14 protein-coding genes and 1 pseudogene are annotated in these 15481 nt (G+C 72.2%); 3 read left to right on the top strand and 12 right to left on the bottom strand.

What is annotated here, in order from left to right; translation table 11 throughout:
- Window positions 1-53: 53 nt before the first annotated feature.
- From ENC19_RS26480 to ENC19_RS26455, 5 genes and pseudogenes are all read right to left on the bottom strand, one after another.
- Window positions 54-1085 carry an extracellular catalytic domain type 2 short-chain-length polyhydroxyalkanoate depolymerase gene (locus tag ENC19_RS26480; RefSeq protein WP_164449793.1) on the bottom strand — a complete coding sequence of 344 codons (1032 nt, stop codon included), beginning with the start codon at window positions 1083-1085 and terminating at the stop codon, window positions 54-56.
- Between the two features lie 172 nt (window positions 1086-1257).
- Window positions 1258-2046: a class I SAM-dependent methyltransferase gene (locus ENC19_RS26475; RefSeq protein ID WP_164449792.1), complete on the bottom strand. Its 789-nt coding sequence runs from the start codon at window positions 2044-2046 to the stop codon at window positions 1258-1260.
- Window positions 2047-2181: 135 nt separating this feature from the next.
- Complete coding sequence (locus ENC19_RS26470; RefSeq protein WP_164449791.1) at window positions 2182-2991, bottom strand: M15 family metallopeptidase; 810 nt, start codon at window positions 2989-2991, stop codon at window positions 2182-2184.
- Entirely contained in the window at window positions 2988-4229 is a 1242-nt protein-coding gene (locus ENC19_RS26465; protein ID WP_164449790.1) for a D-alanyl-D-alanine carboxypeptidase family protein, read from the bottom strand. The genes ENC19_RS26470 and ENC19_RS26465 overlap by 4 nt, the downstream gene beginning before the upstream one ends.
- Window positions 4230-4339: 110 nt before the next feature.
- A pseudogene (locus ENC19_RS26455) lies at window positions 4340-5613 on the bottom strand (D-alanyl-D-alanine carboxypeptidase family protein).
- 363 nt (window positions 5614-5976) lie between these two features.
- Between ENC19_RS26455 and ENC19_RS26450 the strand changes: the two are divergent.
- Window positions 5977-6855, top strand: coding sequence for a hypothetical protein (locus ENC19_RS26450; RefSeq protein ID WP_164449788.1), 879 nt, complete (start codon window positions 5977-5979; stop codon window positions 6853-6855).
- A gap of 167 nt (window positions 6856-7022) precedes the next feature.
- Here ENC19_RS26450 and ENC19_RS26445 read toward each other — a convergent pair whose 3' ends face one another.
- Window positions 7023-7745, bottom strand: coding sequence for a MerR family DNA-binding transcriptional regulator (locus ENC19_RS26445; protein ID WP_164449911.1), 723 nt, complete (start codon window positions 7743-7745; stop codon window positions 7023-7025).
- A 179-nt stretch (window positions 7746-7924) separates the two neighbouring features.
- Here ENC19_RS26445 and ENC19_RS26440 point away from each other — a divergent pair, with 179 nt between their 5' ends.
- Window positions 7925-10198 carry an ATP-binding cassette domain-containing protein gene (locus ENC19_RS26440; RefSeq protein WP_164449787.1) on the top strand — a complete coding sequence of 758 codons (2274 nt, stop codon included), beginning with the start codon at window positions 7925-7927 and terminating at the stop codon, window positions 10196-10198.
- 134 nt (window positions 10199-10332) lie between these two features.
- On the opposite strand, the gene ENC19_RS26435 is transcribed toward ENC19_RS26440, so the two are convergent.
- Both ENC19_RS26435 and ENC19_RS26430 read right to left on the bottom strand, forming a co-directional pair.
- The gene (locus ENC19_RS26435) at window positions 10333-10695 is read right to left on the bottom strand and encodes a protein-tyrosine phosphatase family protein (RefSeq protein ID WP_166459170.1); all 363 of its coding nucleotides are present in this window, start codon (window positions 10693-10695) and stop codon (window positions 10333-10335) included.
- Between the two features lie 135 nt (window positions 10696-10830).
- The gene (locus tag ENC19_RS26430; RefSeq protein ID WP_164449785.1) at window positions 10831-11634 is read right to left on the bottom strand and encodes a DedA family protein; all 804 of its coding nucleotides are present in this window, start codon (window positions 11632-11634) and stop codon (window positions 10831-10833) included.
- Between the two features lie 71 nt (window positions 11635-11705).
- Here ENC19_RS26430 and ENC19_RS26425 point away from each other — a divergent pair, with 71 nt between their 5' ends.
- On the top strand, window positions 11706-12401 hold the full coding sequence (locus ENC19_RS26425) for a carbon-nitrogen hydrolase family protein (protein WP_309246026.1): 696 nt from the start codon (window positions 11706-11708) through the stop codon (window positions 12399-12401).
- Window positions 12402-12442: 41 nt separating this feature from the next.
- Here ENC19_RS26425 and ENC19_RS30695 read toward each other — a convergent pair whose 3' ends face one another.
- The 4 genes from ENC19_RS30695 to ENC19_RS31605 are packed head-to-tail and all read right to left on the bottom strand — an operon-like array spanning window position 12443 to window position 15247.
- Complete coding sequence (locus tag ENC19_RS30695; RefSeq protein WP_235945142.1) at window positions 12443-12607, bottom strand: hypothetical protein; 165 nt, start codon at window positions 12605-12607, stop codon at window positions 12443-12445.
- Window positions 12604-14217 carry a serine/threonine-protein kinase gene (locus ENC19_RS26420; protein ID WP_235945141.1) on the bottom strand — a complete coding sequence of 538 codons (1614 nt, stop codon included), beginning with the start codon at window positions 14215-14217 and terminating at the stop codon, window positions 12604-12606. The genes ENC19_RS30695 and ENC19_RS26420 overlap by 4 nt, the downstream gene beginning before the upstream one ends.
- A gap of 2 nt (window positions 14218-14219) precedes the next feature.
- Window positions 14220-14474, bottom strand: a complete 255-nt coding sequence (locus ENC19_RS30690; protein WP_309246031.1) for a substrate-binding domain-containing protein — start codon at window positions 14472-14474, stop codon at window positions 14220-14222.
- Entirely contained in the window at window positions 14366-15247 is an 882-nt protein-coding gene (locus tag ENC19_RS31605; protein WP_328824388.1) for a LacI family DNA-binding transcriptional regulator, read from the bottom strand. The genes ENC19_RS30690 and ENC19_RS31605 overlap by 109 nt, the downstream gene beginning before the upstream one ends.
- Window positions 15248-15481 lie beyond the last annotated feature (234 nt).

Raw genomic sequence — 15481 nt, 5'->3', positions numbered from 1 at the left:
CGTGATCCTGGTCAAAGACGAGCTCGCGCTGGTGGACGGTCGTGCGTTCGTCCTCAGCCGCCCAACCGGCGCACCATGTTCATCACCGTCTCCACCTGTGCACCACCCTTTATCGGGTAGTTGGTGGCACCGAGGTAACCCCACCAGTCCCAGCATCCGTTCGGGTTGCTGGCTGCGGTGATGGCCTGCGGGTACAGCACGATCATGGCGTTGGTGTCGGCGTACTGGTTGAGGTTGGCCCGGTCCACGAAGACGGTCCCGACCCGGCTGTGCCCCTGGAGGCAACCGTGCAGCGCCACCAGCAGCCGGCAACTCGCGCCCGAGGCGCACGACGACGGGACGTAGGCGAAACCGTTGGCGTCCATGCTCAGGCCGTTGGCCCAGCCGTTCACCGCGAAGCCGTTCTGGCTGAACCGCACGAGCGTGCCGCCGAGCGGGCCGGTGTTGGGCGACTGGACCGACCCGAACAGTTTGCGCAGGAAGGTCCGCTGCGGGTCGGTGCCGCAGTCGTTGAGATACGGCGCTGCGGTGGCCGTGCAGCCCACCGTTCCGTAGGGCGTGACCCAGCCGTGCCCGGCCGAGGAGCCGCTGTCGTACTGCACGCTGGCGCCGAAGTGCTGCTGGTAGCGGACCAGGTCGTCACTGACCGACCGCTTCACCGTGCCGTCGGATCCACCGTGGAAGACGTAGACCGGCTCGCCGGACAACCCGCTGACCGGGTCGACCCAGCCATATCCGGCCCAGGTCCGGGTGTACGCCTGGAGGCTGCTCAGATATGTCGGGTAGATGTTGTCGCCGCAGCCGTACAGCGCCTGCGCGACGTTGTTCTGCGCGCAGTAGTAGGGGCCGGCGGCGAACAGCGCCGCTCCCCTGATCCGTCGCGAGTAGGCCACCTGGAGTTGGCCGGCCAGGTAGGCGCCGGAGGAGATGCCGGCGACGTACACCCCCGAGATGCGATAGGTCGACAGGTTTCCGGACACGGGGGTCCTGGTGTGCGGGGTGTCGGCGGCGTGGGCGGGTGCCACCGGGGTGAGCAGCAGGGCCGCGACGACGGCGGCGAGCAGGCGCGAGACAGGTCTGATCATGACGCTCCCTGTGGTTCGGTGAGCGCCGGCGGTGGTGTCGGCGTACGGCGACGCTAACGTGACCTGCGTCACCGCCGACATGACCGCGACCCACACCTCGCAAGGCCGCGCAGTGGTGCCGGTCGCTGTCGACGACCTCTCCCCCGGTCTCCGCTGTGCCCTGTCGCTGCGATCAGTCCACGACGCCGAACTGCAACCACACCTGGACGCGCTCGGTGACGTGGTCCCGCCCGCCGAGGGCACCACGCACCTCAGCGGTGAACTTGGCCCGGCCCGACGCCGAGGGCAGCCGGTCGGCCGACATGGCGGAGAAGACGCCGCCGACCATGTCCTCGACGGTGAGCTGCGCGTCGTACCGCACAAACGACTCGGCGTACCGGTAGCCGGCCCGGACGAGAGCCTCCTGGTTGAGCCGGCGACCTGTCTCGTCGGTCTGACAGGTGGCGTTGACCGGATGCCCGAGCAGCTGTTGCAGACAGTCGCGCAGCACCACCGACCACTCGTCGTCCTGCGCCCACAAGGGAGCGCCGTTGGTGATCACGGCGATACCGCCGCCGGGTCGCAGCAGTTGGCGGGCGTCGGCGAACAGCGTGTCGCGGTCCATGAAGTGGACGGCGACGGCGACTGTCAACGCGCCGATCGACCGATTGCCGAGGAGCCGGCCCAGCGTGGGCAGCTCGCGGTCGGTGCCGAGTACCCAGGTGACATTGGCTCTCGCCGCGCTCAAGGCGGCCTCGCGGGCCTTGGCCAGCATGTCCGGCTCGGGGTCCACGCCGATGACAGCTCCGACCCTGGCGGCGAGCGGGAGAGTCAATTTGCCAGTGCCGCAGCCGAGGTCGAGCACGGTGTCCTCGATGCCGAGCCGGCACGCGGCGGCCAGGGCGTCGAGCACCTCGGGTGGGTAACCGCGTCGATGCCTCGCGTAGTACGCCGCCACTTCACCGCTGAAGTCCGCCCTCACCTCGCCAGCCTGCCCGCGACTCCCGCCGGAACGCGTGCAATTCTGCCCACGGCATAGCCGCCCCGTCCGCCGTCCGCGTGGCGGTTGTTCGTCGGGTCGGTCAGGATCGTCGGGCCGCGCTGACCCTGGACGGGGTCAGCCGGCCGAGGAGCGGGTCACCGGCAGGTCGAAGTAGGTGTCGGGCCAGGGTTCGTCGCGGTAGCGGAAGTGCCACCACTCCCGGTCGTAGCCGACGAATCCACCGTCGGTCATCAGGTGCCGTAGCTGCCGCCGGTTCTCCCGCGCGGTGGGACCGACGCGATCCGAGTCGGTGTGCGACAGCGGGTCGAAGCAGTCGAAGCCGGTACCCATGTCGACACTGTTGTCGGCGAGACGCCGCGCGTACAGGGCGGTGCAGGCCACCAACGGCCGGCCAGGCTCGACGCGCGCCTGCTCGGGCGGCGGCACGTCGACCAGGGTGAGGTCGACGGTGCTGCCCCGGCTGTGTGCGCTGGGTGCGCCGAGATAGCCGCGGTCGACCAGCTCGGTCTTTGGCACCCGAGGGTAGAACTCGGCCTTCGTGGCGTCCTGATCCGGCTGGGCGGCCCAGTGCAGGAAGTCGTCGGTGGCCCGCTGCGGGCGGTAGCAGTCGTACACCTTGAGGCTGCGGCCGACGGCGAGCGCCGCGTCCTGCACCCGGCGCAGCGCCTCGGCGGCGCGGGCGGTGAGCAGGCACAGCGGTTCCTGGTAGCCGTCGACGCGGCGGCCGACGAAGTTGGCCGCCGTGGCGTACCGGATGTCGGTGAGGATGCGATCGTCGACATCGGACAAAACGACGAAGCCCGGCGACACCGATGGCGACGGTGGTGGTGGTGTCGGCTCCGGTTCGTCACCCCGTCCGCAGCCACCGGTCACCAGCGCCAGCGTCGCCGTCAGGCCGAGGGCGAGGGTGCGCGGCGAGGTCACCTCACCGCCGGCCGGCGCGCGTCGCGGCGGTACGGTGCCGCCAGCGCCGGCGGCCCACCAGACCGCCGGCGAGAAGCGTCAACCCGACGGCGAGGCCGATCAGGAGGCCGACCGCAGGCGACCGGCCAGGGTCGCCGCCTGCGAGGTCTCCGCGCCGGACGCGCCGCCCGGCAACGCCCGCGGGGTACGGCGGCCGGTGGAGCCGAGGCGGTGGCCGAGCCCGGGCTCACCAGCACCCCCACCGAGGCCGCCGAAGGCAGCTCGAATCCCCAGTCGAGCAGGGCCGCGCCCTGTTGCCAGCCCCGCTTGTCGATCACGTCCGCGCCCAGCAACGTCACCACGAGCCGCCGTCCGTTCCGCTCGGCGATGCCGACGTAGGTGTGCCGGGCCAGGTCGGTGTAGCCGGTCTTGCCGCCGAGCGCGCCGGGATAGTGGTAGAGCAGCTGGTTGTCGTTGTCGATGGTGAAGCCCTTGGCGCGTTGCCTGGGCTGGGCCGGGATGGTCGCCTCCCGGGTGGCCACGTAGCGCCGGAAACGCGCGTCGCCAAAACAGGCCCGGGTGATCAGAGCCAGGTCGTACGCACTGGTGAACTGTCCGGGACCGTCCAACCCGGAGGGCGTCGCCGCGTGCGTCTGGTGAGCGCCGAGCAGTTTCGCCTGCTCGTTCATCGCCCGTACCCCGCCGGCCATGCCGTCCGCGCCGCCACCGAGGCGGGCCAGCGCGTTCGCCACCTCGTTCCCCGAGCGCAGCAGCAACCCGAGCCAGAGCGTCTCCACCCGGTACCGGCCGCCCGCCACCAGCCCCACCGCGGAACTTCCCGGTTCGATGTCGAGGTCACCGGCGGTGATGGTGACGACGTCGGTCGGATCGAGTCTCGGCAGCATGGTCGCGGCCAACAGCAGCTTCTGCACGCTGGCCGGGGTGGCGTACTCGTGCGGACCACAGCCGCCCAGCACCTCGCCGGTGTCCAGGTCCGCCACCAGCCACGAGGTGGCGGCCACCTTCGGCGGCGTCGGTACGCCCGGCGGCACCACCAGACCGGAAGTGGCCAACCGGGGTCCGCCGATGGCCCGCTGCACCGGGTCCGGTGACGGCGCCGCCGCAGGTGTGGGGCCGGGGGCGGGCGGCGCTGGACGCGGACACCGCACCGGCGCCGCCGCCTGGGCGTCGGCGACCGGTACCAGTGGCGTCGTCAGCAGCGCGGCAGCCACCGCGACCGAAAGTGCGGAAGCTCTCACAATCAGCGACACTATCGGGTGAATTCCGACGAGGCCCGCAAATCGACCATCACCCACCCTCGGATCCTGGATCTGGCCGGCCCTCGACGAGGGCGGATTCGCACCAGGCCCTACTCGGTGGGGCGGGCCCGGCGAGCGGCGAGGAAGGCCAGGGTGATCGCGAGCGCTCCGACGGCCAGCGCCACGAGCATCCCCGCGCCCGGCCCGCCGCTGGCCGAGGCGGTGCCGGCCGGCTGAGCGGCAGCGGTGCCGGTTCGCGGCGGGACGAGCGGCGGTGCCACCTCAGCCGACCCGGTCACCGTCGGTGACGGTGCGGCGTCCAACTCCCCGGCTCCACCAGCCGGCCGACGCTCGTCCGCCGGGGCAGCGCGAAGCCCCAGTCGAGCAGCGCGGCACCCTGCTCCCAACCGCGTTGCGGCCGGGGCTCGGCGCCGAGCAGCGTGACGACCAGTCGGCGACCGTCCCGCTCGGCCGCGCCGACATAGGTGTGCCGCGCGTAGTCGGTGAAGCCGGTCTTGCCGCCGAGGGCACCGGCATAGCGGTACACCAGTTGGTTCTCGTTCTGGATCTCGAAGCCCCTGCCCCGCACCGCCTTCTGCGCCGGGATGCGGGCGCGCTCCGTGAGCGCGTACCGCCGGAAGGTCGGATTGGCGAAGCAGACGCGCGCGATCAGGGCCAGGTCGTACGCGCTGGTGAACTGGCCGGGGGCGTCCAGCCCGGACGGGGTGACCGCGTGGGTCTGGTACGCGCCGAGCAGTCTGGCCTGCTCGTTCATCGCCCGCACCCCGCCGGCCACGCCGTCGGCGCCGCCACCGAGGCGGGCCAGCGCGTTCGCTGCCTCGTTGCCGGACTGCAGCAGCAGCCCCAGCCAGAGCGTCTCCACCCGGTAGCGACCGCCCGGCAACAGCCCGACCGCCGAGCTGCCGGGGGCGATGTCCAGGTCCTCCCTGGTGACCGTGACGACCTGCGCCGGATCGAGTTTCGGCAGCATGGTCGCGGCGAGCAGCAGCTTCTGCACGCTGGCCGGGGTGGCGTACTCGTGTGGACCGCAGCCACCCAGCACCTCGCCGGTGTCCAGATCCGCCACCAGCCACGAGGTCGCCGTCACCCTCGGCGGGGCCGGCACTCCCGGCGGCACGACCAGGCCGGGGGTGGCCAGCGCTTCTCCGCCGACCATCCGGTGCGCCGCGACGGGTGGCGGTGGCGTCGGCTTCGGCGACCGGGACACCTTCGGCGCCACCGCTTTCGGGCAGGGCACGACCGTCGGGGCCGGCGTCGCGGGCACCGACGGGGGTAGCGGTGGCACGGCGGCGGCCGGGAGAGCGACCGAGGTGGACGATCCGGAACCGACAGTGGTCACCGCAGCACCGACAGTCGCCGGCATCAGCACGGCGGCGACGGCGGCGCAACCGGTGGCCAGGGCCCGGATTCTCATGAAGACGCAGACTAACGGCAGGATCGTCGGTGTCGCCCACCCCGCCCGGCCGGCTCGGGTCGGGCGCAGGTCGCGATCCTCGCCGCGGATTGTTGAACCGTTCGCGCCCACCCCCCGTATCCACGACCGAACACATGAAACGCCCGGACCTGCGGCGGGAGCGCTCCCGCGCGGCTCGGTCCGACGTCACCCGCGAGGGTCCTCGGCAGGCGGGGCGGGGCCGGCCGCCGTCGCCGAGTGTCTTTCCGGGCACCCCTTTGCGCACCAGCCGACGGGCCGACCCGTCGGGCGGTCAATCATGAGGAGAGAAGCATGGTCAGGCGTACGCAGCAGCACCGCAAGCACGCTGCCTTGAAGCTCGGTGGCGTCGGTGTGCTGGCGGTGGTGCTCCTGGGAGGCGGTCTGACGCTGGCCTCCGCCGACGACGCGGCCGAGCCGCAGACGGCGAACTGCCCGACGGTACGGGACAAGCTGTCCAACGTGCCCGCCGCCGCCGTCGCCGGGGTGGAGCAGGAACTGGCCAACCTCGACAAGCAGATCGCCGAGGCGAACGCCCGCCTCGCCCAGCAGGCCGCCAACCCCCAGGGTGGCCCCGCCTTCGTCCAGAACGCCATCCTCGGGCCCCTGGCCAGCAAGCGAACCGCCGCCCTCGATCGCATCGGCATCAACATCTCGCGTGTCGGTGGTCAACGCCCCGACCTCGCCAGCTTGGCCACCTGCGGCCTCAACGCCGCAGGGGTGCCCAGCGCCGTCAACGGCAACGCCGGAAACGCGGGCAACGGCAACGCCGGCAACGGCAACGCGGGCAACGGCAACGCGGGCAACGGCAACGCGGGCAACGGCAACGGCAACGGGAATGCCGGTAACGGCAACGCGGGGGCCGGCGTGGCGCAGCGGGTGAACTGCCCGACGGTGGCCGACCGGCTCCCGACGGTGCCGGCTCAGGCCGCGGCGGAGGTGCGGCGGGAACTCGCCAACCTGGAGAGCCAGATCGCCGACGCCAACGCCCGCCTCGCCCGGCAGGCGGCCAACCCGCAGGGCGGCCCGAACTTCGTGCGCAACGCCATCATCGGCCCGCTGGAGGACCGGCGCGTCGCGGCGATCAACCGCATCGCCACCGCGATCGGCCGGGTCGACGGCAACCGCCCCGCCGATCTGGTCAACCTGGCCAGGCCCTGCTCGGCGCGTTGACGACCTGATCCACCGCAGCGGCGAGCGGTGGTGACACGAGTGCTCCCTCGAGCACCACGTTGACCGAGCCTCCGCTGCGAGGTCGCCTTCAGGCGGTGATGTCACTCAGACATGAACTTGTCGTCGTGACATCACCGCCTTCGGTCCAGGTGCCTGGCCGAGCGGTGTCAGCCGGCCAGCTGGCACAGATAGTCGTGCAGGGTCGCCGAGGCGGCCAGCCGCCGCCGGCTGCGGCGGTGCAGCTCCTGCTCGCGGCGGGCCAGCTCGGCCCGGACCCGCTGCGGGCTCCCGGTGGTCCGCATCTCGTCGAGCACCGCTGTGATGATCTCGAACGGGTACGCGCCCCGGCGCAGCAGCGCCACCACCTGGGCGGCACGCTGCTCGGCCTCGTCGTACACCCGGTAGCCGGTGCCCGCCTCGCGGGCCGGGCGCAGCAGGCCGCGCGCTTCCCACAACCGCAGTTGTGAGGTGCGGACCCCGACCAGGTCGGCCACGACGCCGACGCGTACCGCCCGACGTGGCCCGGCGGTGGGCCGGCGTGGACCAACGACCACCGTCTCGAACGCGCCGAGCACCATCCGGATCTCGGCCCGTTCGCGGTCCAACTCGGCGTGTCCGGCGTCCAGCGACGCCAGCGCCGTCGTCAGGTCACCCCGGTGGACCGCGGCCATGATCTCCCGGGTACGCGTCCAGCCGTGCCCGTCGGCCACCGACCGGGCCACTGCCAGGGCCCGCGCGTGCGCGTCGGTGAAGATCCGGTAACCGCTCGGGGTGCGCTCGACCGGAGGCAACACGCCGAGGTCGACGTAGTTGCGGACCTGCTGTACGGAGACACCCGCCGTCGCGGCGAGATCCACCGCACGCAACCGTCCGCTGCCCCGACGATCCATCACCGGCTCAGCCTAGCCTCCCATGTCGTTTGAGACTTCTCGTCACCTATCACGCCAACCAGCGCGCAGTATGCCGCGAAAGTCTCCACATGCATGTGAATGAGACAATTGAACCCGGCCAGGCCATCTGAAGCCAGTTCCCGGGCGGGAGTCCGTCCACGATCTCGCGAAGGGTTCGCATGCAGCAGCCAGCAGGGTCCGCCGCCGACAGTCACGACGTCATCGAGGTACGCGGGGCGCGGGAGAACAACCTCGACGCCGTCTCGGTCGACATCCCCAAGCGCCGGCTGACCGTCTTCACCGGCGTGTCCGGTTCCGGCAAGTCCTCACTTGTCTTCGGCACCATCGCCGCCGAGTCCCAGCGGCTGATCAACGAGACCTACAGCGCCTTCCTCCAGTCGTTCATGCCCAACCTCTCCCGGCCCGACGTGGACTCGCTACGCAATCTCACCCCGGCCATCGTGGTCGACCAGGAACGGATGGGCGCCAACTCGCGCTCCACCGTCGGCACCGCCACCGACGCCTACGCCATGCTGCGCATCGTGTTCAGCCGGCTGGGTGAGCCGCACGTCGGCGGGGCCGGCGCCTTCAGCTTCAACCTGGCCGAGGGGATGTGCCCCACCTGCGAGGGCCTGGGCCGGGTCTCCGATCTCGACGTCAACGAACTGGTCGATGTGGAGAAGTCGCTCAACGACGGCGCGATCACCGTGCCGAACTTCGCCGTCGACACGTGGTACTGGCAGACCATCGTCGGCTCCGGCCTGTTCGACCCGGACGTCAAGCTCCAGGACTTCGCGCCGCAGCAGTGGCAGGACCTCCTGCACAAGCCCGCCACGAAGATCAAGGTAGGCGGCACGAACCTGACCTACGAGGGTCTGGTCGTCAAGGTACGCCGGCTCTACCTCGCCAAGGACCGGGAATCCATGCAGCCGCACATCCGGGCGTTCGTCGACCGGGCGGTCACCTTCACCACCTGCCCCGGCTGCGGAGGCACCCGGCTGAACGCGGCGGCGCTGGCCTCCCGCATCGCCGGCCGCAACATCGCCGAATGCGCCGCCATGCAGATCAGCGACCTGGCCGGGTTCATCCGCGGCATCGACGACCCGTCGGTCGCCCCGTTGACCGGCAACCTGCGGGAGTTGCTGGACTCGCTGGTCGAGATCGGTCTGGGATATCTCAGCCTCGACCGGGAGTCGGCCACCCTCTCCGGTGGTGAGGCGCAGCGGGTCAAGATGGTCCGGCACCTCGGTTCCAGCCTCTCCGACATCACGTACGTGTTCGACGAACCCACCGTCGGCCTGCACCCGCACGACATCGCCCGGATGAACGACCTGCTGCTGCGGCTGCGGGACAAGGGCAACACGGTGCTCGTGGTCGAGCACAAGCCGGAGACCATCGCGGTGGCCGACCACGTGGTCGATCTCGGTCCCGGTGCCGGTGCCGCCGGTGGTCGGATCTGCTACACCGGGGACGTGGCCGGCCTGCGCCGCTCCGACACGCTCACCGGTCGGCACCTGGACCACCGGGTACGGCTGCGGAAACCGGTCCGTACGCCTCAAGGGCACCTCGCGATCCGGCACGCCGATCTGCACAACCTGCACGACGTCAGCGTGGACATCCCGCTCGGCGTGTTGACCGTGGTCACCGGGGTGGCCGGCTCCGGCAAGAGCTCCCTGGTGCACGGCTCACTGCACGGCCGCGACGGTGTGGTGATCGTGGACCAGGCCCCGATCCGTGGCTCCCGGCGCAGCAACCCGGCCACCTACACCGGCCTGCTCGACCCGGTACGCACCGCCTTCGCCAAGGCCAACGGGGTCAAGGCCGCCCTGTTCAGCGCCAACTCCGAGGGCGCCTGCCCCACCTGCAAGGGCATCGGGCTGGTCTACACCGACCTGGCGATGATGGCCGGCGTCGCCTCCGTCTGCGAGCAGTGCGAGGGTCGCCGTTTCACCGACGAGGTGCTCACCTACCGGCTGCGCGGGCGCAACATCAGCGAGGTGCTCGGCATGTCGGTGGCCGAGGCCCGGGACTTCTTCCCCAGCGGGCCGGCCCGGATCATCCTGGACCGGATGGCCGACGTCGGGCTGGGTTACCTCACCCTCGGCCAGCCGCTGACCACCCTCTCCGGCGGCGAGCGACAACGGCTCAAGCTGGCCATCCACATGGCCGACAAGGCCGGCACCTACGTGCTGGACGAACCGACCACCGGACTGCACCTGGCCGACGTCGACCAACTGCTCGCGCTGCTCGACCGGCTCGTCGACGCCGGCAACACGGTGATCGTCATCGAACACCACCAGGCGGTGATGGCCCACGCGGACTGGCTGATCGACCTCGGGCCGGGTGCCGGTCACGACGGCGGCCGGATCGTGTTCACCGGCACCCCCGCCGACCTGGTGGCGCGCGGCGACACGCTCACCGCCCGCCACCTGCGCAACTACGTGGCCGGCTGACCACCGCCGGAGCCGGTGGCGCCCGTCGGCCGGCTCCGGCACCCGCCTGGCCGTGGGTGGGTGCTCCTCCGGCGTCGACGCTGCGCAGGCTGCACATCCCGCCGGACCGACCACCACACCGGCGGTCGGTCCCGTTACGCCGCGGACAGCCGGCGCAGCCAGCGCCGTTGCCAGGGTGTCTCCACCGCGCCCGGCCGGTAGGCGGCGCGTACCCAGCCGACCGCGTCCTCGGCGGGCAACCCGTCGAGGATGGCCAGCGCCGCCAAAGCGGTGCCGGTCCGTCCCGTGCCACCCCGGCAGGCCACCTCCACCCGCTGGCCGGCGTACCCGCGACGCAGCGCCTCGCCGAGCGCGTCCAACGCGTCCGCCCGGTCCAGTGGTATCCAGAAATCCGGCCACCGGACCCGCCGGTACGCCCAACCGGGCACCGGCCCAGGAGCGAGCAGCAGGCTGAAGTCGGCCGGTGCGGCCGGATCACCGATCCGGCGGCCCCGCATCCGGATCCCGCCGGGCAGTTCCACCACACCGACCTCGTCCGCCCAGTCCGATCCGCGCACCACACCTCCTCGGGAGCAACCGACACGTCCGGCGCCGCTGCGGCGGGCGTGCCGTCCGCACCGGGCCGGCCGGAATCAGCGCCGGGGTTCCTGGTCGGTCCGCTCGTGGCCGTCCGACCAGACGCTGCGGTAGATGGTGCCCCGCCCGTCGGGATCCGGCACCCCGGTGGGCGTCGCGTCGGTCAGGCCGGCACCGCTGTCGTTCGACCGCAGTCCGCCGGCTCGACGCGAGCGGCGCAACCGGGTGACGACGAACCAGACGACAGCCAACGCCGTGGCGACGATAACCACGTTCTGCAGGATGCCGGCGTACCCCTCGACCAGGTGCCAGTTGTCGCCGAGCAGGTAACCGGCCATCACGAAGGTGGTGTTCCAGATCAGGCTGCCCAGCGTGGTGTAGACCGCGAAGGTCAGCAGCGGCATGCGTTCCACCCCTGCCGGAATGGAGATCATGCTCCGGAAGATCGGGATCATCCGTCCGAAGAAGACGGCCTTGACGCCGTGCCGCAGGAACCACTCCTCGGTCCGGTCGATGTCGCTGAGCTTCACCAGCGGCAGCCGCGCCGCGATGGCCCGCGTCCGCTCCCGGCCCAGCGCGGCGCCGACCCAGTAGAGCGCGAGGGCGCCGAGCAGCGAACCGAGTGTCGTCCAGAAGATGGCCCCGATGACGTTCATCCGCCCCTGCGCCGCGACGAACCCGGCGAGCGGCAGGATCACCTCGCTGGGAATCGGCGGGAACAGGTTCTCCAGCGCCACGGCCAGCCCAGCACCCGGGCCACCGAGCCGCTCCACCAGGTCGGTGACGAAACCGACCAGACCGTCCTCGGGTGGTGCGGACTGGCCGACGACCGAGGGCGAGGCGTACCGGACATGCGTCATGTCCTACACGCTACGAACCACACCTGAGAGTCGCTGCATCGGCGTCGACTTTTCGGAACTAGGCTGCGCGGGTGTCCCGCCCTCCGCTGACCATCGCCGTCGCCCAGCCCTCGTGCGTGTCGTACGACGTGGAGACGAACGTGGCGGCGCACGCCGCGATCGTCCGTGCCGCCGCGACCCGGGTGGTGATCTTCCCGGAGCTGTCGCTCACCGGTTACGAACTCGACGCCGCGCCGGTCGACCCGGCGGATCCGCGGCTCGCGCCGCTGGTCGCCGCGTGTACGGCGGCAGGGGCGGTCGCGCTGGTCGGCGCGCCGGTGGCCGGAGAGCACATCGCCACCCTCGCGGTGGACGGCAGCGGGGCACGGGTTGCGTACCGCAAGATGTGGCTCGGAGACGTCGAGGCCCGCCGCTTCCGCCCCGGACCGGCACCGGTCGTGCTGGACGTCGACGGCTGGCGGATCGGCCTGGCGATCTGCAAGGACACCGGGGTCGTGGCGCACGCGGAACAGACCTGCGCTGCCGGCGTCGACGTGTACGCCGCCTCGATCGTCGACGCCGCCGCTCAGGCGCACGTGCCGGATCAGCGGGCGATGCGGATCTGCGCCACCCACCGGGTCGTGGTCGCGGTCGCCAGCTTCGCCGGCTCCACCGGTGGCGGCTACGCCGAGACGGCCGGACGGTCGGCGATCTGGTCGTCGGATGGTTCGGTCCTCGCCCGCGCCGGAACCGCACCGGGTGAGTTCGTCCAGGCGACCCTGACCTGACCGTGCGCACCGACCGGCTGCTGGCCGGTGCCGGACGGGGGTCAGCCCTGCGGCAGGGTCTCCTCGAACCGGTCCAGCACGTCGTCCACCCGGTCGGCGAAGTCGGCGGGGAGCCGACCGCGGTCCACCTCGTCGTCGAGCCGCTCGCGCAGATCCTCCAGTCGCTTCTCCTGGTCCTTCGACCGGCTCCCGACCAGCTCGGTCAACTCCTTGCGCAGCCGGTCGGCCGCCTTCCGCTCGATCTCGCCGGTGAGCTGTGCCTCGGTGAGCAGCGCGATGAGTTCGACCGCCGCCCGCCGCAGGCTCGCCGGCTCCGGCGGGTTGGCCGGTGAGGTCGCGGCGGGTCGTGGTGAGACCGGCGCGGCGGAGGACGGCCGGTCGGCCGCGGGCGTGGTGGGGGTGGCCGTCGGCTGCCGTCGCTCCGGTCGCCGAGGACGAGTGCCGCGCCCAAACCCAGGAGCAGGACAAGTGCGAACGTGACGAGCGCGCCGGTGGGCGGGCCGGCCAGACCCGCGCCGGCCAGCGGCCGTCCGGCTGCCGGCCGACCTGGGCACGCAGTGGTCGGCGAGTCGCGGATCGTGGTGCGATGCCGGACGTCCGGGCGGTCGCCGGCTCGATGAGGGTCGGCGGATGGTGGCGCACCAGCCGGCTGGACTCCGGTGGCTGCTGCTCGCCGCCGCTGACGACGCCGGCCCGGTGACCGGCCCGTCGTCCGTGGTCGGCGCCGCCGGACCGGAGGCGGCGGCACACGCAACCAGGTGGCCAGTAGTCCGGCCGTGGGACGTCGTTCCGGATCAGGGTCGAGGCAGGCCAGCACCAGCTGGGCGAGGTCCGCCGGCAGGCCCGGCACCCGTGGGGGTGCCACGGCCGGTCGGTTGGCATGCACCCGGACCGCGTCCGGCCAGCTGCGCACGGGCAGCGGCACGTCACCGGTGAGGGCGCGGTACAGCAGTGCACCCAGGGCGTACACGTCGCTGGCCGGATGGGCCGGGTCGTTGCCCAACCTCTCCGGTGCCAGGTACGCGGGCGTACCCATCAGGGCGCCGCCGGCCGGTCGCCCACCGGGCGTGGGCGCCCCGGCGAGTGCGGCGATACCGAAGTCGAGCACCTTGGCACCGTTGTCGGTGAGCATGACGTTGCCCGGCTTGACGTCGCAGTGCACCACGCCGAGGCGGTGCGCGGCAGCCAGGGCGCTGGCCACCTCGGCGGCCATCCGCAGGGCCGGCCGCCAGGGCAGCGGACCGTCGGTCAGCCGGTCGGCGAGATTCCGCCCGTCGACCAACTCCATCACCAGGTACGGCACGACGCTGCCGTCGGTCAGGGCCGCCTCGCCGTAGTCGTACACCTGGGTCACGTGGGGGTGGGCCAGGCGTGCCGCCGCGCGGGCCTCCCGCCGGAGGGTGGCCCGCAGGTCCGGGTCGACGGCGAACGTCCCGGCGAGGACCTTCACCGCGACCGACCGGCCCAGGACCTCGTCGTCGGCGCGCCACACCTCGGACATTCCGCCGAGGCCGACGCGGTCGTGCAGCACGTAGCGGTCGTGCAACCGCAGGCTGGGGGTGAACGGAGACATGGGCCTCCAGTCTGCCTGCCCACCGCCCGCGCCACCGCCCCCGTCCGGCAGGCGGGCGGTGCGGGCTGGACGGGGCTGGATCTGGTCGGCGAGTCGGCGCAGCGCCCCGGCGGCGAGCCGGCGGGTGACCACCAGCCGCTCCGGCCGGGGTACGTCGGGTCGGACCGGCGCGTCCGGGCGGGCGGACATGACATGGCGGGTCACCGCGTCGACGGCCATGACGAAGCCGGTGGACTGTTCCATGCTCAACTCCTCGGAACCGGTCCGGAGCTGCTCCGGACGACGAGTGTGGTGGGCAGCAGGATCTGGCCCGCGGCGGCGTCCACGGGCGGGTCGAGCAGCAGCGTGGCGGCGCTTCGGCCCTTCGCCTCGCCGGGTTGGCGGATGGTGGTCAGGCCGGCCGGGGTGGCCTCGGCGATGTCGTCGAAGCCGGTAACCGAGACGCCCCGCCCCCACCCGCCGTCGGCACGCAGGACGTCGAGGGCACCGAGGGCGAGCACGTCGGAGCAGGCCAGCACGCAGTGGGCAGTTCGGGCAGGTGGGTCAGCGCGCTGACCGCGGCGGCGCCCGCGGCCGGGTGTTGTCGGTCGCGAGCACGGTCAGGTCGGGCCAGGCGACCCCGGCCACCGCGAAGGCCTCGGCAAGCCGGCCAGCCGGTCCCAGGTGGTGGGATGCGGCACGTCGGCCACGTCGTCGACCAGCAGCGGCCGGCAGGCGCGTCGGGCAGCACGTCGTGGCCGAGCAGGGCGACCTTCCGGTGGCCGAGGGTGGCCAGGTGCGCCGCGGCGGACCGGGCGGCGGACCGCTCGTCGATGCCGACCCAGAGGTCGTCGGCCCGGGGACGTGAGGAGGTGGTCACGAACGGCAGGCCACGGCCACGGATCGTGTCGAGAATGCCCTCCTCGTCGCCGGCGCAGTAGACGCAGAACCCGTCGACGGCGGCGTTCTCCACCGCTGTGCGCGCGCCGACGGCGTCGTCGGGCAGGGGTATCAGCAGCAGGTTGCTACCGTGACGCTCGGCCGCCTCGGCCACCCCGGTGAGGAACCGGACGGCGAAGGGGTCGGTGAACGCGTACGACAGCCGGGAGGTGAACAGCACCCCGATGGCGCCCACGAAGCCCCGGCGCAGCGACCGGGCGGTGGGGTCGGGCCCCGGGTACCCCATCTGCCGCGCGGTCTCCAGGATGCGCTGACGCAGCTGCGGCGAGAGTTGGTCAGGACGGCCGTAGGCGTTGGAGACGGTGCTGCGCGAGACACCGACGGCCTCAGCCACGGCCCGCAAGGTCGGCTTCATCCCCCTGCCCCTCCCGCCCGTCTGGATCGATTCAGTTGCTGAATCGATCCAGACGCTACCCCCCACCCCCACCCCCGTCAACCCCACCCCCACCCCACTCCCACCCCGCCCCCACTCCCACGTTGATCATGAAGTTGTTGCTGCGAGCAAGCGCTTGCCCGGGTGACAACTTCATGATCAACACCCGTGTCGACGCGCAACGCAGCGCACCCC

The sequence above is a fragment of the Verrucosispora sioxanthis genome (genome assembly GCF_010560025.1).
Taxonomy (GTDB): Bacteria; Actinomycetota; Actinomycetes; order Mycobacteriales; family Micromonosporaceae; genus Micromonospora; species Micromonospora palythoicola.
The sequence above is the reverse complement of the archived record's forward strand: the minus strand, read 5'-3'. Positions and strand labels throughout refer to the sequence as shown.

What these genes read in the sequence shown, in the direction of transcription:
- ENC19_RS26480 (WP_164449793.1), bottom strand. Translation starts at nt 1,085, where the DNA reads ATGATCAGACCTGTCTCGCGCCTGCTCGCCGCCGTCGTCGCGGCCCTG.
- ENC19_RS26450 (WP_164449788.1), top strand. Translation starts at nt 5,977, where the DNA reads ATGGTCAGGCGTACGCAGCAGCACCGCAAGCACGCTGCCTTGAAGCTC.
- ENC19_RS26445 (WP_164449911.1), bottom strand. Translation starts at nt 7,745, where the DNA reads ATGGATCGTCGGGGCAGCGGACGGTTGCGTGCGGTGGATCTCGCCGCG.
- ENC19_RS26440 (WP_164449787.1), top strand. Translation starts at nt 7,925, where the DNA reads ATGCAGCAGCCAGCAGGGTCCGCCGCCGACAGTCACGACGTCATCGAG.
- ENC19_RS26435 (WP_166459170.1), bottom strand. Translation starts at nt 10,695, where the DNA reads ATGCGGGGCCGCCGGATCGGTGATCCGGCCGCACCGGCCGACTTCAGC.
- ENC19_RS26430 (WP_164449785.1), bottom strand. Translation starts at nt 11,634, where the DNA reads ATGACGCATGTCCGGTACGCCTCGCCCTCGGTCGTCGGCCAGTCCGCA.
- ENC19_RS26420 (WP_235945141.1), bottom strand. Translation starts at nt 14,217, where the DNA reads ATGGAACAGTCCACCGGCTTCGTCATGGCCGTCGACGCGGTGACCCGC.